The following is a 20,652-nucleotide window of genomic DNA, read 5'->3' on the forward strand; positions in this document are numbered from 1 at the left end:
TGACCCCCATGGCGATCCGCGTGATGCTCGTCGACGACCAGATGCTGCTGCGCACCGGCTTCCGGATGGTGCTGGCCGCGCAGCCGGACATGGAGGTCGTCGCGGAGGCCGGTGACGGCGCGGAGGCGATCGAGAACCTGCGGACCACCCCGGTCGACGTCGTGCTGATGGACGTGCGGATGCCGAGGCTGGACGGCGTCGAGGCCACCCGCCGGATCTGCGCGGAGCCGGGCGCGCCCAAGGTGCTCATCCTGACGACGTTCGACCTCGACGAGTACGCGTTCTCCGGGCTGAAGGCCGGGGCCAGCGGCTTCATGCTCAAGGACGTGCCGCCGGGCGAACTGCTCGCCGCGATCCGCTCCGTGCACAGCGGCGATGCGGTCGTCGCCCCGTCCACCACCCGGCGGCTGCTCGACCGCTTCTCCCCGATGCTGCCGAGCGGTACGGAGGAGCCGCGCCACAAGGACATCGCCAAGCTCACCGAACGGGAGCGCGAGGTGATGCTGCTGGTGGCGCAGGGCCTGTCGAACGGCGAGATCGCCGCGCGGCTGGTGCTCTCCGAGGCCACCGTGAAGACGCACGTCGGCCGCATCCTGACCAAGCTCGGACTGCGCGACCGGGTGCAGGTCGTCGTCCTCGCCTACGAGACCGGGCTGGTGCGCGCCGGCGGCCGCTGACCGCCGCCACGGGGCGCCGCGTGGCGCTCAGCGCAGGATGCCCTCCAGGAAGTCGCTGCCGAGCCGCGCCACCACCGTCAGGTCCAGCTGGTGCAGGACGTAGCGGCCGCGCCGCCGGGTCGTGATCAGACCGGCCTTCTTGAGCACCGTGAGATGGCGGGAGACCTCGGGGGACGTGATGCCGTTCGTGTCCGCGAGTTCCCCGGTCGTGTACGGGGAGCGGGCGATGTTGCGGCACAGCCGCATCCGCATCGGGTGGGCCAGCGCCTCCATCCTCAGCTGGAGCAGCTCGACGGAGGCGGGGGCCGGCAGCTCGGGCCGGTGCACGGGGTAGTGGAGCACCGGCCGCCAGCCGGGGGCGTGCAGCACCATCAGGTGAGGCCAGCCGAAGCTGGTCGGGACGAACGTGAGTCCGGGCCCGACGGCGGGGTCGGTGGCGTCGGTCGAGCCCTCGGTCAGCTTGTCGACGCCGATCCGCTTCCCGTCCTCGTCGACCGAGAGCGCGGGGGAGACGGCCGCCATCGCTTCGCGCAGCCCTCTGTGCCGCAGCAGATCCGTCTTGTGCCGGGCGTCGGCCACCAGCTGGACCCGCACCCGCTGCCAGGTGTCCGCGAAGAACGCCTGGTCGCAGTCCTCGAACAGGCGCCGGATCCATTGCCGTACGGAGGCGGGGTCGGCCAGCAGCCGCCGGGTGAACTCCACCTGCTGCGGACCGCGGGTCGCGGCCATGTCCAGCGCACGGGAACGCATCCCGGCGTCCACGAGGGGCGAGGGCGCACCGGTCCCGTACAGGCTGGCGCAGGTGAACTCCAGAGCTGCGGCGACGAAGCGCTCGTCGTCCAGCCGGTCGAGGATGTCCAGGTCCTCCGCGAGGTCGGCGCCGGTCCTGCCGTGGCCGTCGCGGACCCCCGCGAACGGCATGAAGACGTCGGAGAACGTGTTCCGCCACAGGAAGTCGGCCTCGTGCAGCCGGTCGGCCAGATCGGGTTCCAGGGCCGTGGCGGTGGCGGTCGCCCAGCCGTGCAGCCCCGGGTGGTGCCCCGGTTCGTACAGGGCGTGCAGAGCCATCCCCAGCTCGGCGAGGGGGGAGGTCTCGAAGACGATGCGGTCGGGGTCCAGCCCCGTGATGTCGATGGTCACGCTCACCCCACCATGGTGCGGGGTGAGCGGGGCGGGCCGGGTCCCGATTGACGGCCGGCGTCAATCGGGACCCGCGCGCCTCACCGCTGCCGGGCGAGCCGCTCCTGCTCGGTCACCCGCTTCAGGAACTCGCCCAGGGCGGTCTTCACGTCCGCAGCCGTCCAGTCGAGCCCCGACTCGGCCACCGTGACCTCGGTGTATGAGATCCCGGGCGGCCCGGCGGCGGCCGGCACCCACATGCGGAAGAGCGCCGTGCCCGTCTCCTCTGCCAGCCGCACCGACGCCTCGGTCAGGACCTCGGGCGGGTACGGCAGCCACACCTGGAACTGGTGGGTGTGCGGCGGCTCCGGATGCACCCGGAACCATCCGGCGCCCGCCTCCGCGAACCCCTCGGCCAGCGCCCCGGCCACCATCCGCGCCTGCGCCACGTACGACGGCAGCCTCGGCAGCTCCCGTGCCAGGCCGCTCAGGGCGGAGAGGGCCGCCGGGAACTGCTGGAAGAGCTGGCCGCCGTACCGGTGCCGCCAGGTGCGGGCCTCCTCGATCAGCGAGGCGGATCCGGCGAGCGCGGCCCCCGAGATCCCGCCGAGGGTCTTGTAGAACGACACGTACACGCTGTCCGCGAGCGCCGCGATCTCCGGCAGCTCGCGGCCGAAGTGCGTCGCGCACTCCCACAGCCGCGCCCCGTCGAAGTGGACCACCGCATCGCGTTCGCGGGCGGCCGCCACCACCGCCTCCAGCTCCTCCCAGGTGGGCAGGACGAAGCCCGCGTCCCGCAGCGGGAGCTCCAGCATCAGGGTGCCGAACGGCTCCTCGAAGTCGCGGATCTCGTCCGCCGTGGGCAGCCGGGGCCCGGTCGTCGGGTGGACGGTACGCAGCCCGCTCACCACGCAGAGCGCGCCGCGCTCGTACATCTCGGGGTGGGCGAGCGGGTGGAGCGCCACCGTCGGGTTGCCGGTGCGGCCCGCCCAGGAACGCAGCGCGGCCTGCTGCGCCATCGTCCCGGTCGGGAAGAACGCGACCGCCTCCTTGCCGAGCACCTCGGCGATCCGCTGTTCCAGCTCGGCGACGACGCCGCCCCCGTAGATGTCCACGGGCTGCCCGAGGTCGGTGAGCGTGCCGGCGTCCGAGGTCAGCGCGGCCAGCTGTTCACCGAGCGAGCGGTCCATCGGGGCCCGCCACAGGGTCCGCTCCGCCCGCTGCCACGCGGCGATCCGGCGGCCGCGCGGGTAGTCGCCCGCGTCCGGGGCTCCGTCCGCGTCCGGTGTCTCGTCCGCCGCGTCGTCGCGCGCCTGCTCGTTCGTGTCTGCCATGGGACGATCATCACGCAGAACCGGGCTCCCCTCCACGGGGTATCCGAGCTCCGGTTCGAGACGCGGTTGGCGTCGCGGTCCGCGCGGGCACGAGTGGGGTGCGAGGTTTCCCACAGCCTGTGGACAGCCGGGAGCCGGACGAAACGCTGGCGTAGCATGCAGAGAAATCGTCCGGTACCCCCCGCGGACTGGAACGGAAGGCAACTGCCGCGTGAATGCAACAGCCCCCAAGGAGCCCCTCGACGCGAGGGACCGCCCCGCCCGTCTCACCGTCGGTGTCGTCGGCGCCGGCCGGGTCGGCCCCGCCCTGGCCGCGGCCCTGCGGCTCGCCGGACACCGCCCGGTCGCCGTCTCCGGCGTCTCCGACGCCTCGGTGGCCCGCGCCGCCGCCCTGCTCCCCGACGTCCCCCTGGTGACGCCCGCCGAAGTCCTGGCCCGCGCCGAGCTCGTCCTGCTGACCGTCCCCGACGACGCCCTGCCCGGCCTCGTCGAGGGCCTGGCCGAGACCGGCGCGGTCCGGCCGGGCCAGCTGATCGTGCACACCTCGGGGCGGTACGGCACCAAGGTGCTGGATCCCGCGCTGCGGGCCGGCGCCCTGCCGCTCGCCCTGCACCCGGCGATGACGTTCACCGGCACCTCCGTGGACGTCCAGCGGCTGGCCGGCTGCTCCTTCGGCGTCACCGCCCCCGAACAGCTGAGGCTCGCGGCCGAGGCGCTCGTCATCGAGATGGGCGGCGAACCCGAGTGGATCGCGGAGGAGTCCCGCCCGCTCTACCACGCCGCCCTCGCCCTCGGCGCGAACCACCTGGTGACGCTCGTCGCCCAGTCCATGGAGCTGCTGCGCACCGCCGGGGTCGCCGCTCCCGACCGGATGCTCGGCCCGCTGCTCGGCGCCGCGCTCGACAACGCCCTGCGCTCCGGTGACGCCGCCCTGACCGGGCCGGTCGCCAGAGGCGACGCCGGTACGGTCGCCGCGCACATCGGAGAGCTGCGCGCCCACGCCCCGCAGGCGGTGGCCGGATACGTCGCGATGGCCCGCGCCACCGCCGACCGCGCCCTCGCCCACGGCATGCTCAAGCCGGAACTGGCTGAGGACCTGCTCGGCGTCCTGGCCGGGGACGGCCGCACCGACGGCGGCCGCGCCGACGGCACCGGACCGGAGGAGCCCCGATGAACGAGCCCGCCGCCACCCTGCTCCGCACCGCTGCGGAACTCGCGGAGTACGCCCCCGGAGCGCCCGGCGCCCCCCGGCCCGAGCGCGCCGTCGTGATGACGATGGGCGCCCTGCACGAGGGCCACGCCTCGCTGATCCGGCACGCGCGCGCGGTCGTCGGACCGGCCGGGCAGGTCGTCGTCACCGTCTTCGTCAACCCGCTCCAGTTCGGGGAGGCGGCCGACCTCGACCGCTACCCCCGCACCCTCGACGCCGATCTCGCGCTCGCGGGCGCGGCCGGCGCCGACGTGGTCTTCGCGCCCTCCGGCGACGAGGTCTACCCGGGCGGGGAACCGCAGGTCCGGATCGCGGCCGGCCCGATGGGCGAGCGGCTCGAAGGGGCCTCGCGCCCCGGGCACTTCGACGGGATGCTCACCGTCGTCGCCAAGCTGCTCCACCTCACCCGCCCGGACCTCGCGCTCTACGGGCAGAAGGACGCCCAGCAGCTGGCGCTGATCCGCCGCATGGTGCGCGATCTGAACTTCCCCGTGGAGATCGTCGGGGTCGAGACGGCCCGGGACCCCGACGGCCTCGCGCTCTCCAGCCGCAACCGTTTCCTGGACGCCCACGAGCGGCACACCGCCCTCGCCCTGTCCCGGGCCCTGTTCGCCGCCCGCGACCGGCTCGCCGCCCAGCAGGCACTGCACGCCCGCGCGCTGGCCGGCGGGGCGAAAGAGGACCGGGCCGCCGGGCTCAACCGGCTCGGCGAGGCCCGGCTGGCCGCCGACGCGCAGGCGGTCGCCCGAGCCGTTCCGGACGGCGGACCCGCGGCGGTGCGCGCCGCCGCCCGCGCCGTACTGGACGACGCGGCGGCCGCACAGCCCCCGCTCGCGCTGGACTACGTGGCGCTCGTGGACCCGGCGGACTTCACCGAGATCCCCGACGAGCGCACATCGGGCGACGCGGTACTCGCCGTCGCCGCCCGGGTGGGCGCCACCCGACTCATCGACAACATCCCGCTGACCTTCGGAGCCACCCCGTGACCGGAATACGGCTGACCGCACCCGCCCCCGGCTGGTCCATCGACGCCGATGTCGTGGTCGTCGGCTCCGGCGTGGCCGGCCTTACCGCCGCACTGCGCTGCGCCGCCGCGGGCCTCGCCACCGTCGTCGTCACCAAGGCCCGCCTCGACGACGGCTCCACCCGCTGGGCCCAGGGCGGTGTCGCGGCCGCCCTGGGTGAGGGCGACACCCCGGAACAGCACCTGGACGACACCCTGGTCGCGGGCGCCGGACTGTGCGACGCGGCGGCCGTGCGCACCCTCGTGACCGAGGGCCCCGACGCCGTACGCAGGCTGATCGGCACCGGCGCCCACTTCGACACCGCGGCCGACGGCACCATCGCGCTGGGCCGCGAGGGCGGCCACCACCGCCGCCGCATCGCCCACGCGGGCGGCGACGCGACGGGCGCGGAGATCTCCCGCGCCCTGGTCGAAGCGGTCCGCGAAGCCGCACTGCACACCGTCGAGAACGCCCTCGTGCTCGACCTCCTCACCGACGCGGAGGGCCGGACGGCAGGCGTCACCCTGCACGTCATGGGCGAGGGCCAGCACGACGGGGTCGGCGCGGTCAACGCCCCCTCGGTCATCCTCGCCACCGGCGGCATGGGCCAGGTCTTCTCCGCCACCACCAACCCGCCGGTCGCGACCGGCGACGGCGTGGCACTCGCGCTGCGGGCCGGCGCGGAGGTCTCGGACCTCGAATTCGTCCAGTTCCACCCGACCGTGCTCTTCCTCGGCTCCGGCGCGGAGGGCCAGCAGCCGCTGGTCTCGGAGGCGGTACGCGGCGAGGGCGCCCACCTCGTCGACGCGCACGGCACGCGTTTCATGCTCGGGCAGCACGAGTTGGCGGAGCTCGCCCCGCGCGACATCGTCGCCAAGGCCATCACCCGCCAGACGCAGCTGCACGGCACCGAGCACATGTATCTCGACGCCCGCCACTTCGGCGCCGAGATGTGGGAGCAGCACTTCCCGACCATCCTGGCGGCCTGCCGCGCCCACGGCATCGACCCGGTCACCGAGCCGATCCCGGTCGCCCCCGCCGCGCACCACGCCTCCGGCGGCGTCCGCACCGACCTGCGGGGACGGACGACCGTGCCCGGCCTGTACGCCTGCGGCGAGGTCGCCTGCACCGGGGTGCACGGCGCGAACCGGCTGGCGTCCAACTCGCTGCTGGAAGGCCTCGTCTTCGCCGAGCGCATCGCGGCGGACATCGTCGCGGACCGCCCCAGCGCGGCGGCGGAGGCCGTCGGCGCCCGTTCCGCGCCCTCTCCGCTGCTGCCCCCCGAGGCCCGGAGCACGATCCAGCGCATCATGACCCGCGGCGCCGGCGTCGTGCGCTCCGCCGACAGCCTCGCCAGGGCCGCGGAGGAGCTGGAGGACCTGCACCGCAGCGCTTTCCTGAAGGCCGGGGGCGCGGAGACCAAGGACGCCGAGCCCGGCGTCGAGGCCTGGGAGGCCACCAACCTGCTCCTGGTCTCCCGGGTGCTGGTCGCCGCCGCCCGGCAGCGCGAGGAGACCCGCGGCTGCCACTGGCGCGAGGACCGGCCCGAGCGCGACGACGAGAACTGGCGCCGCCACCTCGTCGTCCGGCTCACCCCGGAACGGCAGCTGACCCTCCGCACGACGGATACCGAGGCGTTCGGCCCCGTAGGCCCGGCCGGGGCAGCAGACTGCGCAGCAGCAAGCACCACCCACCCCACTCCCGAGGAGCCGTAACCGTGAGCACGCCCGAAGAGAATCCGCGCCCCACACCCGTGGACGTACCGCTGATCCAGATCGGCGCGCCCGCACCTGCCGCGGGCGGCTGCGGCGACGGCTGCGGCTGCGGCGGGGACGAAGGCTACGGGGACGAGTGCGGGCTGGACCCCGCGCTCGCCCAGCTGCTCGCGGACGCCGGTCTCGACCCGGTCCAGGTCGAGGACGTCGCGCACGTCGCCATCGCGGAGGACCTGGACGGCGGGGTGGACGTCACGACCGTGGCCACCGTCCCCGAGGACGCCGTGGCGACCGGTGACTTCACCGCACGGGAGGCGGGTGTGGTGTCCGGCCTCCATGTGGCCGAGGCCGTCCTGTCCATCGTCTGCACGTCCGCGTTCGAGGTCGAGCGGCACGTCCTGGACGGCGACCGCGTCGTCCCCGGCCAGAAGCTGCTGACCGTCACCACCCGCACCCGTGACCTGCTCACCGGCGAACGCGGCGCGCTCAACCTGCTCTGCCGGCTCTCCGGCATCGCCACCGCCACCCGCGCCTGGGCCGACGTCCTGGAGGGCACCAAGGCCAAGGTCCGGGACACCCGCAAGACGACTCCGGGACTGCGCGCCCTGGAGAAGTACGCGGTGCGCTGCGGCGGCGGGGTCAACCACCGCATGTCGCTGTCCGACGCCGCGCTCGTCAAGGACAACCACGTGATCGCGGCGGGCGGGGTGGCCGAGGCCTTCAAGCGGGTCAGGGACGAGTTCCCGGACCTCGCGATCGAGGTCGAGGTCGACACGATGCAGCAGGTCATCGAGGTGCTGGAGGCGGGCGCCGATCTGATCCTGCTGGACAACTTCACCCCCACGCAGACGGCCGAGGCCGTCGCGCTCGTGGGCGGCCGCGCGGTCCTGGAGTCCTCCGGCAGGCTGGCGCTCGACTCCGCCCGCGCCTACGCAGAGGCCGGGGTGGACTACCTGGCCGTCGGCGCGCTCACCCACTCCTCGCCGATCCTCGACATCGGCCTGGACTTCCGCGAGACCGACGGGGCCGGCGCCTGATGCTGCTCACCATCGACGTCGGAAACACCCACACCGTGCTCGGCCTGTTCGACGGCGAGGAGATCGTCGAGCACTGGCGGATCTCCACCGACGCCCGCCGCACGGCGGACGAACTGGCGGTCCTGCTCCAGGGCCTGATGGGCATGCACCCGCTGCTGGGCATGGAGCTGGGCGACGGGATCGAGGGCATCGCCATCTGCTCCACCGTCCCGGCCGTCCTGCACGAGCTGCGCGAGGTGACCCGCCGCTACTACGGCGACGTCCCCGCCGTCCTCGTCGAGCCGGGCATCAAGACCGGCGTGCCGATCCTGATGGACAACCCGAAGGAGGTCGGCGCGGACCGCATCATCAACGCGGTCGCCGCAGTCGATCTGTACGGCGGTCCGGCGATCGTCGTCGACTTCGGCACGGCCACCACGTTCGACGCGGTCTCCGCCCGGGGCGAGTACACCGGCGGCGTCATCGCGCCCGGCATCGAGATCTCGGTCGAGGCGCTCGGCGTCAAGGGCGCGCAGCTGCGCAAGATCGAGCTGGCCCGGCCGCGCAGCGTGATCGGCAAGAACACCGTCGAGGCCATGCAGGCGGGCATCATCTACGGCTTCGCGGGCCAGGTCGACGGGGTCGTCGGGCGGATGAAGAAGGAACTGGCGGCCGACCCCGACGACGTCACCGTCATCGCGACGGGCGGCCTCGCGCCGATGGTGCTGGGCGAGTCCTCGGTCATCGACGAGCACGAGCCCTGGCTCACGCTCATCGGCCTGCGCCTGGTGTACGAGCGCAACGTGTCGCGCCAGTAGGTCCGTGACCGGCGGTGTTCCGGCGCGGCGGCCCGCCCGGCCGCCGCGCCGCCGCACGGCCAGTTAAACGGATTTTGTCCATTTAGCACGTATTGTCGCGTCATGCCCACGCCCTACGGATCACGCGGCGGTATGGCGTTCAGCGCGGACGAGCTGCGAGTGCTCCGACGTGCCCTCGCCATCGCCCTCCACCCCGCGCCCCTGCCCGAAGAGGATGTCCAGGACTGCCTGCGGCTAGCGGGCTCCGTGGACGAGACGGTGAGCGAGGCGGGACGGCTGCGCGCCTTCCTCCTCGCCGACCTCGCCCGCTACCGGAACGCCCTCCCCGGCTCCCTCAGCGGCTATCTGGAGCTCCTCCAGGACGCCCTGGCGGCCGGGTACGACCCCCGCCCCGAGGATCTGGCCGCGCTGCGCGCCCTGCGCGGCGGACCGGTCGCCGCGGCGCTCCTGGCGCGCTGCCAGGTGCTCGCGGAACGCTCTGTACGCGCCCGGCTGTCCGGGCGCGCCGTGTCCGCGACCGCCCCCGCGCCCCGCAGCCGGCTGCTCGCGCTGCCCGGCGGCCGCGCCGCGGAGCCGGACAAGCCGAAGGTCCCGGCCCGCCCGGCGGCGCCGTCCGGCCGCCCGGCCCCGAAGCCCTCGGAGGTCTTCCCGCCGCGCCGCCGCCCGGCGCCCCCGCCGCAGCAGCGCGCCGCGGGGTAGGGCCTTTCGTCCGGATCGCGAAAGACCCCGGGGGTCGCGCGGAAGCCGTCACCCCGCTCGCTACTCTGGACGTCATGGACTACGTATCCGCGCTCGTGCCCCCCGTGGTGATGGCAGCCTTCTTCATCGGCCTGGTCGTGACGATCGTCAAGAGCCAGGGCGGCCCCAACAAGGGCAAGGAGGACGCGGCCGTGGACGCGGCGATCAGCCGGGCGGAGGCGGCCCACCAGGCCCCGCGGACCGAAGCGGTCTGAATCCCGCGAGGTCCCGCGCATCGCGCACAGCACCGTACGAAGGGCGTACGGCTCCCAGAGAGCCGTACGCCCTTTTTGTTGTGTGAATAACCGCTGATTCCAGACATTTGGCACTAGGGTGACGCTGTGCCCCGTCAATTGGGAGAGCTGGAAGACGCCGTGATGACCCGGGTCTGGCAATGGAACCGTCCGGTTACCGTGCGGGAAGTCCTTGAGGACCTCTCGCAGGAACGGTCCATCGCCTACACCACCGTCATGACGGTAATGGACAATCTCCATCAGAAGGGCTGGGTGCGCCGGGAAGTGGACGGCCGCGCATATCGATATACGGCGGTCTCCACCCGCGCCGCGTACTCGGCCGCACTGATGAACGAAGCCTGGTCGACGAGTGACAACCCGGCCGCCGCGCTCGTCGCGTTCTTCGGCATGATGTCGGCCGAGCAGCGCGAGGCTCTCCGGGACGCCATGCGGATGGTTGTGCCCACTCTTCCCGAGGAAGAGGACACGGCACCGCGGCCCGATGAAGCCGCCGAAGCGGCCGATGGGGCGGAGCCGGAGCCCGAACGATAGCGTCTGGGTATGTCCTCAGAGCTTCCGCAAACCGATTTCCGGACCGAACCGTCGGTTATAAACGTACCCATCACCGTCCGGCGCGCGAGGACGAGCGATGTGGCCTCCGTCCGGCGTCTCCTCGACGGCTACGTGCGTGAAGGCATCCTGCTCGACAAAGCGACGGTCACCCTTTACGAGGACATCCAGGAGTTCTGGATCGCGGAACGCGACGAGGACGCCCGGGTCATCGGCTGCGGCGCACTGCATGTGATGTGGGAAGACCTTGCCGAAGTCCGTACTCTCGCGGTCGACCACAGCATCAAGGGAGCCGGAGTCGGGCACCAAGTGCTGGACAAGTTGTTGCAGACCGCCCGCTGGCTGGGTGTGCGACGGGTTTTCTGTCTCACCTTCGAAGTCGACTTCTTCGCGAAGCACGGCTTCGTGGAGATCGGAGAGACGCCGGTCGACGGAGATGTCTACAGCGAGCTGCTGCGTTCCTATGACGAGGGAGTCGCGGAGTTCCTGGGTCTCGAACGAGTGAAGCCGAACACCTTGGGTAACAGTCGGATGCTTCTGCACCTGTGACGGTCGGAAGAACCCCGAGCTCTATGTCCGAATCGCGCACGTTTCCCGTCTTCTTGCGCTCCTGAACCTCTCCCGAGGGTTTGTGTTTTCCGGGGAAAAGCGGTTTCCTTTCCGCGTACTCCATTTTCGATGAAAGGAAATCCGGTGGCACAGAAGGTTCAGGTCCTTCTTGTTGACGACCTCGATGGCGGCGAGGCGGACGAGACCGTCACGTTCGCGCTGGATGGCAAGACCTACGAGATCGACCTCACCACGAGCAACGCCGACAAGCTGCGCACGCTGCTTGAGCCTTACGCCAAGGGCGGCCGTCGTACCGGTGGCCGTGCCGCTTCCGGTCGTGGCAAGGGCCGCGCGGTTCCCGGTGGCAACAAGGACACCGCCGAGATCCGTAAGTGGGCGCGCGAGAACGGCCACAACGTGAATGACCGGGGCCGTGTTCCCGCGGACATCCGTGAGGCTTACGAGAAGGCCAACGGCTGAGCAGCCGGCTCATCACAGACCGGCCTCTTCCGGGCACGCGTCAGGCGGGCCCGGTGGCATTCCGTCGCCACGGCGTCCACGAGCCGGACGAGATCGGGAGCATCCCCACCCCTGCTCCCGAAGCCGGAGAGGGCCGGGAGCACCGGTTCCCCGTTCTGCCCGTGCGGTGACCAGGGGGGTCGCAGCCAGACGGCGGCCCCCGGCGGGCCGGTCCGGCCAGGCGGCGGGGGTGCGGTGATCCGGCCGCCGGTACCGAGGGCGGTCAGCGTGAGGGCGACCGGCCCCCACTCCAGCCAGTCCAGCAGTCCGGGCAGCTCATCCGCGCTTCCGGCTGCCACCAGCAGGCTCATCCGCTCACCCATGAGCGCCACGGGTCCCGCAGGGTCCACCCGACGCAGTGCCGCGTGACCGGCGGCAGCGGGGACGACGAGCGCGTCGAACCGCAGCCCGGTCAGCAGCCGCACCGGAGCGACGCCGGCAGTAGCCCAGCCGAGCCGCTGCTCGTACCACTGGGACCAGTCGCCCCTCGGTTCGGCTCCGGCACGGCCGTTCCGGCCGGCGGGCAGCGGAGTGCCGGCGGGCAGCGGAGTTCGGGGCGGCGGGACGCTGAGGGCCATGCCGGAAGAACTCCCGATCCCGGTCCCGGGTTACGCAGAGTCCTTGATCGAACGCGTAGTGTGTCCGGGTTGGGGGCGTACGGGCGCATTCAGGAGTACGAAGTTGTTCGCCCGTAGCGGAGGGAACCCGCGTACGCCGCATGGACTGTCTGTAATTGCGGGTAAGACATCCCTAGTGGGGAGGGGCGACACGCGGCCACCGGACGTCTCACGTTCGCCATCGGCGTACTGGCGATAGGGGTATCTGCCTGGCCTGCGGGAACATCGTCTCGCACCATCGGGTTGGAGGAGTTGTCGGCGTTCGGGGCATGAGATCCCCCGGGAAGCAGGGCCGGGTGTCGGCAGTCGAAATGAGCGGTCCCCGCTTGCGGGACTAAGCTGCGGAAGGACAGGGAGGGGACCGACCCCTTACTGCCTGACCGCTCTGAGGAGCGATTAACGATGTTCGAGAGGTTCACCGACCGCGCGCGGCGGGTTGTCGTCCTGGCTCAGGAAGAAGCCCGGATGCTCAACCACAACTACATCGGCACCGAGCACATCCTCCTGGGCCTGATCCACGAGGGTGAGGGTGTCGCCGCTAAGGCCCTGGAGAGCCTCGGGATTTCGCTCGAGGCGGTCCGCCAGCAGGTGGAGGAGATCATCGGTCAGGGCCAGCAGGCCCCGTCCGGCCACATCCCCTTCACGCCCCGAGCCAAGAAGGTCCTGGAGCTGTCGCTCCGCGAGGCCCTCCAGCTCGGCCACAACTACATCGGCACCGAGCACATCCTGCTCGGCCTGATCCGCGAGGGCGAGGGCGTCGCAGCCCAGGTCCTCGTGAAGCTGGGCGCCGACCTGAACCGGGTCCGCCAGCAGGTCATCCAGCTGCTCTCCGGCTACTCGGGCGGCAAGGAGGCTGCCACAGCGGGCGGCCCCGCGGAGGGCACGCCCTCCACCTCCCTGGTGCTGGACCAGTTCGGCCGGAACCTCACCCAGGCCGCTCGTGAATCCAAGCTCGACCCGGTCATCGGGCGCGAGAAGGAGATCGAGCGGGTCATGCAGGTGCTGTCCCGCCGCACGAAGAACAACCCGGTCCTCATCGGCGAGCCCGGCGTCGGCAAGACGGCGGTCGTCGAGGGCCTGGCCCAGGCCATCGTCAAGGGCGAGGTGCCCGAGACCCTCAAGGACAAGCACCTCTACACCCTCGACCTCGGTGCGCTGGTCGCCGGTTCCCGCTACCGCGGTGACTTCGAGGAGCGCCTGAAGAAGGTCCTCAAGGAGATCCGCACCCGCGGCGACATCATCCTGTTCATCGACGAGCTCCACACCCTGGTGGGTGCGGGCGCCGCCGAGGGCGCGATCGACGCGGCGAGCATCCTCAAGCCCATGCTGGCGCGAGGCGAGCTCCAGACCATCGGTGCCACCACGCTCGACGAGTACCGCAAGCACCTGGAGAAGGACGCCGCTCTTGAGCGCCGCTTCCAGCCCATCCAGGTCGCGGAGCCCTCGCTGCCGCACACCATCGAGATCCTCAAGGGTCTGCGCGACCGCTACGAGGCCCACCACCGCGTGTCCATCACGGACGAGGCGCTGGTCCAGGCCGCGACGCTGGCCGACCGGTACATCTCGGACCGCTTCCTGCCGGACAAGGCGATCGACCTGATCGACGAGGCCGGTTCCCGGATGCGCATCCGCCGGATGACCGCGCCGCCGGACCTCCGCGAGTTCGACGAGAAGATCGCGGGTGTCCGCCGGGACAAGGAGTCGGCCATCGACTCCCAGGACTTCGAGAAGGCAGCCTCTCTCCGGGACAAGGAGAAGCAGCTGCTCTCCGCGAAGACCAAGCGCGAGAAGGAGTGGAAGGCCGGCGACATGGACGTCGTGGCCGAGGTCGACGGCGAGCTCATCGCCGAGGTCCTCGCCACCGCCACCGGCATCCCGGTCTTCAAGCTGACGGAGGAGGAGTCCTCCCGTCTGCTGCGCATGGAGGACGAGCTCCACAAGCGCGTCATCGGCCAGAAGGACGCCATCAAGGCCCTCTCGCAGGCGATCCGCCGTACGCGGGCAGGCCTCAAGGACCCGAAGCGTCCCGGTGGCTCGTTCATCTTCGCCGGTCCGTCCGGTGTCGGTAAGACCGAGCTCTCCAAGACGCTCGCCGAATTCCTCTTCGGTGACGAGGACGCGCTGATCGCCCTCGACATGTCGGAGTTCAGCGAGAAGCACACGGTTTCCCGGCTCTTCGGTTCTCCCCCCGGCTACGTGGGATACGAGGAGGGCGGTCAGCTCACCGAGAAGGTGCGCCGCAAGCCGTTCTCCGTCGTCCTCTTCGACGAGGTCGAGAAGGCCCACCCCGATATCTTCAATTCCCTGCTCCAGATCCTGGAGGACGGTCGCCTGACCGACTCCCAGGGCCGGGTCGTGGACTTCAAGAACACGGTCATCATCATGACGACCAACCTCGGGACCCGGGACATCTCCAAGGGCTTCAACCTGGGCTTCGCCGCCCAGGGTGACGTGAAGACGAACTACGAGCGGATGAAGAACAAGGTCAACGAAGAGCTCAAGCAGCACTTCCGGCCCGAGTTCCTCAACCGTGTCGATGACACGGTCGTCTTCCACCAGCTCACCGAGGAAGACATCATCCAGATCGTCGACCTCATGCTCGCCAAGGTGGACGAGCGGCTGAAGGACCGCGACATGGGCATCGAGCTCAGCGCGGACGCGAAGTCGCTGCTGGCGAAGAAGGGCTACGACCCCGTGATGGGCGCCCGGCCGCTGCGCCGGACGATCCAGCGCTCGATCGAGGACATCCTCTCCGAGAAGATCCTCTTCGGTGAGCTGCGCCCCGGTCACATCGTGGTCGTCGGCACCGAGGGCGAGGGTGACGAGAAGACGTTCACCTTCCGTGGCGAGGAGAAGTCGGCTCTGCCCGACGTCCCCCCGATCGAGCAGGCGGCAGGCGGCGCCGGCCCGAACATGACGAAGGAAGCGTGACGGGCGCCTAGCGCGCGAGCGTACGAGAAGGGGCTGCCCCGGACCGGTTTCGACCGGTCCGGGGCAGCCCCTTCCGCATGTGGTCAGCGGCGCACGTCCAGCCCCGCGCCGCCGTACACCGTGCCGAATCCCGTGACATCGACCGTGAGGCCCGGCAGCGCTTCCAGCGGGGTCAGATCGATGGCCGTGCGAGGCTCACGCGGGACGAGCCGGAGCGTCTTCAGACCGGGGAAGACCCTGGGGAGCGGGCTCAGGTAGCCCAGCTGCCCGCGCGGGGCGAGTTCGAGACCGGTGACCGACGGAACGACGGCCGCAGCGATGAAGTCCGTGGCTGTCGCCCGCACCGTCAGGTCCGTCACCCGCGGGGATTCCCGGAGCGCGGCGCACAGGGGAGGAACCGTCGTGGGGGAAGCCACGGTGAGGCGGGTCAGACGGTCCCAGCCGTGCAGCGAGTCGATCCAGACCGGGCTGGCACTGTCGAGCGTCAGACCGGTCACCCGGGGGTGCGCCGGCACGTCTTGCAGCCGCCGGGAGGCGAGGTCCTCCAGATGCAGTCCGGACAGTTCGATGCCGGCGATGGTTCTCAGCTCGGCGGGCGGCAGGTGGCTCATGTCCAGCCGGAGCATCCTCAGGTGCGGGAGCCCGGTGAGCGGGCCGAGGTCCTGCACCCTCCAGCAGTCGAGCAGTTCCAGGCAGGTGAGTGTCCCGGCACATTCCTGAAGGAAGGACAGATCCGTCAGGTGAGGGTTGTTCGTGAGGGTGAGCGCTTGCCAGGGCCGGTCGCCCAGCCCGGCCCGGAGCTCGTCCGAGGAGAGCTCCACGCTGATCTCCAGTTCCATGACGGACGGGAGGTGGCGCAGGGCCGCCAGATGCTCGGCCGACCTCACGTTCGGTGACCGGTTCCCCAGATCGAGTACGGAGAGGACCTGCTCGGCGAAGAGGTCCACCGGATACCTGTCCCAGGCGTGCAGGAACGGCACGACGTTCCGGGGGCGGGCGAGCGCCCAGCGACGGGCGTACGGAACGGCTTCCGCACCGCCCACCTCGCTGATCAGGTCCTCGATGAAGAGAATCTGAGGATGGGAGAGGCCGGGGTCCGACGGGTCGGGGAGATGACGCAGCCCGGCCGGGCCCAGCCGCGCCAGGGCCCGCGCCTCGCCCAGGGAGTCGGGCGGGAACAGCGACGCCACCGCCTCGGAGACCCGGGCCCGCGTCGCGTCGTCGAGCCACGTCGCGTGCTGCGCGCACAGCGCGGCCAGGATGTGGAGCTCGGTCCGGGCGATGCCGTCCGCAGACCGCGCCTCGGCGTCCAGCAGCCCGTTGATCAGTACGGGATGCTCGCGGCGGCCGCAGTGTCCGGCGGACAGCAGGATGACGTCCTGCCACTGCTGGGATTCCGCCCGGCCGATCAGTTCGTGGAGGTGGCCGCCCTCGACGAACTCCTTCGCCGCGAGGAAGTCCTGGAAGGTCCGGTGGGCGAACTGGTAGACGCCGTCGGCCCGCTCCTGGAGGACGCCGCTGCGGTTCAGCAGATGGGTCAGGATCTCCGGGGCCGCGCCCTGGCGCCGGACCTGCTCCATGCCCCGCAGGCCCTGCTCCAGCTGGTGCAGGGCCTGCTCGCGGTCCAGCTCGGTCTGGCCGCCCCGCACCAGCCAGATCGCGATGCGCTGGAGGAGCTGGGCCTGCTCGTCCGCGTTCATCGTGATGCCCTCGGGGGCGTCGATCCGGCGCCTTCTGTCGCGGTTGCCGAGCAGCATGGTGAGCGCGGCGTCGTACAGACTCCAGCGGGTCTCCGGCAGGAGGCCCTGGCGCCGCCGGTGCAGGGCGCAGATCACGGCGCACAGGAGCGGGGTGCGGGCCAGGTTGCTCAGGGTGGAGTTGGTGGCGAACTGCCGGACCAGGTCGCGCTCCAGCTCGCCCAGCGCCGCGTGGTCCGGGTCGTCCAGCCGGGCCGCCCGGTGCCAGGCCGCGACGAACGCCGCGATGTCCTCGTTCCGCATCGGCAGCAGCCGCAGCTCCTCGAAGTCCTCCGAGGCCAGCCAGTCCGGGGCCACCGCGTGCGGGCGCACGGTGGCCACGCAGCGGGTCGCCGGGTAGCGGCGCAGCAGCCGGGACAGCCAGTCGTACGCGGCCTCGCGCTCGTCCGGCGGGACCTCGTCCAGGCCGTCCACGAGCAGCAGCCCGCGACCGGCCTCCAGGACCCGCCCGGTCCAGCCCTCCGGCGGGTCGTCGACGGCCGTCGAGGCGGCGGCGGCCAGCTGCCCGACGGACGGCAGGGCGCCGCCCCGTGCCCGCAGGGTGCGCAGCGGGACGACGAAGGGCACCAGCCCGTTGAGCGCCGTCAGCTTCGGGCCGAGGGTGCCGGCGGAGGCGTGCGCCGCCAGCCACCAGACCAGGGTGGTCTTCCCGGCCCCCGCGTCGCCCCGCAGCAGCACCCGGGGGCGCTCGGCGAGCAGGGCGTCGACGCGCAGGGGTGCGGGGCGGGGCGAGGCGGGGGCCGTGGAGCGGTCGCGCGGCTGGGCCTCCAGGCTGAGGTAGGCGGTGTCCAGGTCCCATTCGGAGTCGTGCCGGCCGAGCTCGTCCAGTCCGAAGATCTTGGTGCGCCGGTACGCGGCGCCGAGCGCGGCCGCGTACTCCTCCTCGTAGCGCAGGTCCTTGGGGAAGTGCCCGTGAACCTGTTCGTGGTGGAGCTCGGTGCCGGTCTGCCGGTACACGAGGCGGAAGGGCTCGGAGGCGAGGAGCGGACCGAGCGGTACGCATTCGACCCGGCGGCCGCCGCGCTTCGGCGGGATCCGCCGGGCGATGCCGAGCAGGACGCTGCCGGCGAAGAGGGGCCCGCCGGAGAGCCCGCGCAGCGCGGGCGGCTCACGGTCCGAACCGGCGGGCGGGCCGTCCAGCTCGCAGACGAGGACATCGCGCGGGCGGCCCGCTATCGGCAGCACGGTGGCGGTGTACTGGTCGGCCTCCAGGTGCTCGTCGGGGCCGTGGCGCTGCACGTCGGGGAAGCCGGTGAGCTCGCAGCCGGTGAGCGCCTGGCTGCTGTGCAGGACGCCGAGCCGCACCGGTTCTGCCGGGAACAGCGGGGCGGCCGTCTCGACGAGGGCGGCGTCGAGGCCGTGGTCGATCCAGACGACGGCCGAGTCCGTGGGGCCGGTGACGTCCGGGTGCGCGACGGTGCAGCGGCCGCCGCCCTTGACGACGTGGGCGCAGGTCAGCACCAGCCGGTCGGTGAGCAGGACCCCGCTGCCCTGGACGGAGCCGGCGCCCAGGACCACGACGGTGCGGTCCGTGGGCGGTATGGCCGTCACGGCCGGGGCCGCCCCTGGCCGAACGCTTCGGTACTGCCGTCGGCGCCGGGCCGCTGAGTACTGCCGTCGGCGCCGGGCCGGTCGGTACCGCCGCCGGTGCCGAACCGTTCGGTACTGCCGTCGGCCTCGTGGCCGATCTGCCAGGCCTCGCCGGTCGTGACATCGCGTGGTTTCAGGGTGAAGGCGACCTTGTGGGTGTGACCGGTGGCGCGGCCCGCGTCGGCACCGGCCTCCACCACCCAGGCCTTCACCCGGGCGGAGCCCTTGACCTCCTTGCGGAGTTCGAGGGTGAACTCCATCTGGATGTCGCCGACCTCGAAGGCGAGCGGGCGGCCGGTGCCCCGGGTGGCGGCCTCGATGAGCTGGTTGCGGACCGACTCGACGGCGTCGGCGAGCTCGATGCCGTCGTGGCGCCCCCTGCCCGGGGCGCCACCGCCGCTGTTTCCGCCCGTACCTGCGGTGTTGCCGGTCATGTGCCGTCCCCCCGGAGCCGATCGGTTCTCGCCGTGCCAGCGTAGTCAGGTTGCCTGCCGAAGGTCCCGAAACGGACAGCCTTTGGTCCCACCGGCGGTGACAAGGCGCACAGCCCTTTCGAGGCCTACTAGCCGGCTTAGGAGCACGCGCCATGATCGCCGCAGGGACCTTCGGCCCTGCGCCCGGCGGGACCTTGGGAGCTACGGGATGAAGTGCCCCGAAAACGGGTCCATGTCCGTTTGGAGTGGTTTGGAACTGGGCTTAAACGTCTCCGGACGGAGAGGGGCGAAGAGATTTCGACGGCTCGCGAGAGGTGCGTTCCGGGACCCGGGGAAGCGAATTCCCGGGGTGTCGGCTACGGCTTTTCTTCGTAGATGGGGGGTTTGAGCACCGGCGGGGTGGCGGGTTACCAAGGGATAGCCAGCCCGGCGGATGTGCCGGGTCCAGTCATCCCGGAGGTTTTCCGCTTATGTCGAAGCGCGTTACGTTCAAGCACTCCCACCGCCCGTCCGCCTCCCGTGTGCGCGGCGCCGTGGTGGCGGCCGGTCTGGGTACGTCGATGGTTCTCGGTGCGGGCGCTGCGTTCGCGGCCGGCACGACGGGCACCCCCCACACCGCGAGCCCGGCGAGCACCACCACGGCCGACTCGGTCGCCGAGCAGGCGGCCGCGCAGGGCAAGGCGGCCAAGCACACGGCCGAGAAGAAGGCCGACGCTGCGAAGAAGAAGGCCGCGGCGGCGAAGAAGAAGGCCGAGGCCAAGAAGAAGGCGGCCAAGAAGGCCGCCAAGAAGCTTCGCTGGGAGACCCCGGTCCACCACTACGAGCTGAGCGCGAGCTTCGGCAACGACGGCAGCCGCTGGGCGCACAAGCACTCCGGCCAGGACTTCGCCGTGCCGATCGGCACCAAGGTCGAGGCCGCGCACACCGGCACCATCGTGAAGGCCGGTCCGAACGGCGGCGGCGACGGCCCCGCGTACGGCAACGCCATCGTGATCAAGCACAGCAACGGCCGGTACTCGCAGTACGCGCACCTGTCGAAGATCGACGTGCACATCGGCCAGCACGTGAAGAAGGGGCAGAAGATCGCCCTGTCCGGCAACACCGGCAACTCCAGCGGCCCGCACCTGCACTTCGAGATCCGGAACACCGCGAACTACGGTTCCGCGATCAACCCGGTCAACTACCTGCACAAGGTGGGCATCAACGTCTGACCCGCACCGGCCCGGTCCGCTACCTCGCGGCACCCGGGTCGTGCGCCTGGGCGACCAGATCGACGGCGACCTCCAGGACGGCCTTGCGCTTGTCCTCGGGGTCGCCGTCGGCGTCCATGAGCGCGAACATGCCGGCGTGCATCGTGAAGAGCGCGCTGAAGCACCGCACCTGGTCGACCATCGGCGCCTCGGGGTCCTTGATCAGGTCGACGAGTGCCAGGACCCGGCCCTTGATCGTCCTGCCGATGCTCAGCTCGCGCACGGTCGCCTGGTTCTCCTGCATGAAGCGGAAGAGCGGGGCGGAGGTGGTCAGCGCTTCGCTGTAGCGGGCGAGGATCTCCTTCTTCGTCTCCAGGGTGCGCGGCTGCTCCCGGCCCCAGGCGATCAGTTCCTCGATGGGCCGGTTGAGGTCCTCGAAGATGCCGACGAGGATGTCCTCCTTGGTTTTGAAGTGGTAGTAGAGGGCGGCCTTGGTGACGTCCAGCTTCTCGGAGATCTCCCGCAGGGAGGTCTTCTCGTAGCCCTGCTCGGCGAAGAGTTCCAGAGCGACGTCCTGGATGCGCTGGCGGGTATTGCCCCGGCGCGGCTGCGTCGTGCTGCTCATGGTGCT

At 71.5% G+C, this 20,652-nt stretch carries 19 protein-coding genes; 13 read left to right on the forward strand and 6 right to left on the reverse strand.

What is annotated here, in order from left to right:
• The first annotated feature begins 8 nt into the window (after positions 1-8).
• Positions 9-677: a response regulator gene (locus ACZ601_RS36370; protein WP_440573626.1), complete on the forward strand. Its 669-nt coding sequence runs from the start codon at positions 9-11 to the stop codon at positions 675-677.
• Between the two features lie 27 nt (positions 678-704).
• On the opposite strand, the gene ACZ601_RS36375 is transcribed toward ACZ601_RS36370, so the two are convergent.
• Together ACZ601_RS36375 and ACZ601_RS36380 are read right to left on the reverse strand one after the other, a co-directional pair.
• Positions 705-1,817, reverse strand: a complete 1,113-nt coding sequence (locus tag ACZ601_RS36375; protein ID WP_469546024.1) for a DUF5937 family protein — start codon at positions 1,815-1,817, stop codon at positions 705-707.
• A gap of 80 nt (positions 1,818-1,897) precedes the next feature.
• Positions 1,898-3,130, reverse strand: a complete 1,233-nt coding sequence (locus ACZ601_RS36380; RefSeq protein WP_469545936.1) for a threonine aldolase family protein — start codon at positions 3,128-3,130, stop codon at positions 1,898-1,900.
• Between the two features lie 211 nt (positions 3,131-3,341).
• On the opposite strand from ACZ601_RS36380, the gene ACZ601_RS36385 reads away from it, so the two are divergent.
• The 10 genes from ACZ601_RS36385 (at position 3,342) to ACZ601_RS36430 (ending at position 11,463) form a co-directional block, all read left to right on the forward strand.
• Positions 3,342-4,304, forward strand: coding sequence for a Rossmann-like and DUF2520 domain-containing protein (locus ACZ601_RS36385; RefSeq protein WP_469545938.1), 963 nt, complete (start codon positions 3,342-3,344; stop codon positions 4,302-4,304).
• A complete protein-coding gene (gene panC, locus ACZ601_RS36390; RefSeq protein ID WP_469545941.1) occupies positions 4,301-5,326 on the forward strand; it encodes a pantoate--beta-alanine ligase in 1,026 nt (341 codons plus the stop codon). The genes ACZ601_RS36385 and panC overlap by 4 nt, the downstream gene beginning before the upstream one ends.
• Positions 5,323-7,059 carry an L-aspartate oxidase gene (locus ACZ601_RS36395; protein ID WP_440573631.1) on the forward strand — a complete coding sequence of 579 codons (1,737 nt, stop codon included), beginning with the start codon at positions 5,323-5,325 and terminating at the stop codon, positions 7,057-7,059. Before panC ends, ACZ601_RS36395 begins: the two co-directional genes overlap by 4 nt.
• Positions 7,060-7,061: 2 nt before the next feature.
• Positions 7,062-8,096 (forward strand): carboxylating nicotinate-nucleotide diphosphorylase, encoded by a 1,035-nt coding sequence (nadC, locus tag ACZ601_RS36400; protein ID WP_469545945.1) that lies wholly within the window; start codon positions 7,062-7,064, stop codon positions 8,094-8,096.
• Entirely contained in the window at positions 8,096-8,893 is a 798-nt protein-coding gene (locus tag ACZ601_RS36405) for a type III pantothenate kinase (protein ID WP_311304884.1), read from the forward strand. The genes nadC and ACZ601_RS36405 overlap by 1 nt, the downstream gene beginning before the upstream one ends.
• A gap of 132 nt (positions 8,894-9,025) precedes the next feature.
• Complete coding sequence (locus tag ACZ601_RS36410; RefSeq protein WP_440573638.1) at positions 9,026-9,592, forward strand: hypothetical protein; 567 nt, start codon at positions 9,026-9,028, stop codon at positions 9,590-9,592.
• Positions 9,593-9,666: 74 nt separating this feature from the next.
• Positions 9,667-9,846 carry a hypothetical protein gene (locus ACZ601_RS36415; protein ID WP_440573633.1) on the forward strand — a complete coding sequence of 60 codons (180 nt, stop codon included), beginning with the start codon at positions 9,667-9,669 and terminating at the stop codon, positions 9,844-9,846.
• 126 nt (positions 9,847-9,972) lie between these two features.
• Positions 9,973-10,416, forward strand: a complete 444-nt coding sequence (locus tag ACZ601_RS36420; protein WP_469545948.1) for a BlaI/MecI/CopY family transcriptional regulator — start codon at positions 9,973-9,975, stop codon at positions 10,414-10,416.
• Between the two features lie 9 nt (positions 10,417-10,425).
• On the forward strand, positions 10,426-10,983 hold the full coding sequence (locus ACZ601_RS36425; RefSeq protein ID WP_440573635.1) for an amino-acid N-acetyltransferase: 558 nt from the start codon (positions 10,426-10,428) through the stop codon (positions 10,981-10,983).
• 144 nt (positions 10,984-11,127) lie between these two features.
• Positions 11,128-11,463 (forward strand): histone-like nucleoid-structuring protein Lsr2, encoded by a 336-nt coding sequence (locus ACZ601_RS36430; protein ID WP_024494064.1) that lies wholly within the window; start codon positions 11,128-11,130, stop codon positions 11,461-11,463.
• On the opposite strand, the gene ACZ601_RS36435 is transcribed toward ACZ601_RS36430, so the two are convergent.
• Positions 11,442-12,080 (reverse strand): SCO3374 family protein, encoded by a 639-nt coding sequence (locus tag ACZ601_RS36435; protein ID WP_469545953.1) that lies wholly within the window; start codon positions 12,078-12,080, stop codon positions 11,442-11,444. The two genes, ACZ601_RS36430 and ACZ601_RS36435, sit on opposite strands and share 22 nt — an antisense overlap.
• A 441-nt stretch (positions 12,081-12,521) precedes the next feature.
• Here ACZ601_RS36435 and ACZ601_RS36440 point away from each other — a divergent pair, with 441 nt between their 5' ends.
• Positions 12,522-15,050 (forward strand): ATP-dependent Clp protease ATP-binding subunit, encoded by a 2,529-nt coding sequence (locus ACZ601_RS36440; protein ID WP_073733687.1) that lies wholly within the window; start codon positions 12,522-12,524, stop codon positions 15,048-15,050.
• A gap of 83 nt (positions 15,051-15,133) precedes the next feature.
• On the opposite strand, the gene ACZ601_RS36445 is transcribed toward ACZ601_RS36440, so the two are convergent.
• Together ACZ601_RS36445 and ACZ601_RS36450 are read right to left on the reverse strand one after the other, a co-directional pair.
• Positions 15,134-18,358, reverse strand: coding sequence for an NACHT domain-containing protein (locus ACZ601_RS36445; RefSeq protein WP_469545956.1), 3,225 nt, complete (start codon positions 18,356-18,358; stop codon positions 15,134-15,136).
• Positions 18,355-18,831 carry a trypco2 family protein gene (locus tag ACZ601_RS36450; protein ID WP_469545960.1) on the reverse strand — a complete coding sequence of 159 codons (477 nt, stop codon included), beginning with the start codon at positions 18,829-18,831 and terminating at the stop codon, positions 18,355-18,357. Before ACZ601_RS36450 ends, ACZ601_RS36445 begins: the two co-directional genes overlap by 4 nt.
• 470 nt (positions 18,832-19,301) lie before the next feature.
• On the opposite strand from ACZ601_RS36450, the gene ACZ601_RS36455 reads away from it, so the two are divergent.
• On the forward strand, positions 19,302-20,042 hold the full coding sequence (locus ACZ601_RS36455; RefSeq protein ID WP_469545962.1) for a M23 family metallopeptidase: 741 nt from the start codon (positions 19,302-19,304) through the stop codon (positions 20,040-20,042).
• A 19-nt stretch (positions 20,043-20,061) separates the two neighbouring features.
• Here ACZ601_RS36455 and ACZ601_RS36460 read toward each other — a convergent pair whose 3' ends face one another.
• Positions 20,062-20,646 (reverse strand): TetR/AcrR family transcriptional regulator, encoded by a 585-nt coding sequence (locus tag ACZ601_RS36460; RefSeq protein ID WP_469545966.1) that lies wholly within the window; start codon positions 20,644-20,646, stop codon positions 20,062-20,064.
• Between the last annotated feature and the right edge of the window lie 6 nt (positions 20,647-20,652).

This window comes from Streptomyces sp. NPDC104307 (assembly GCF_055584045.1).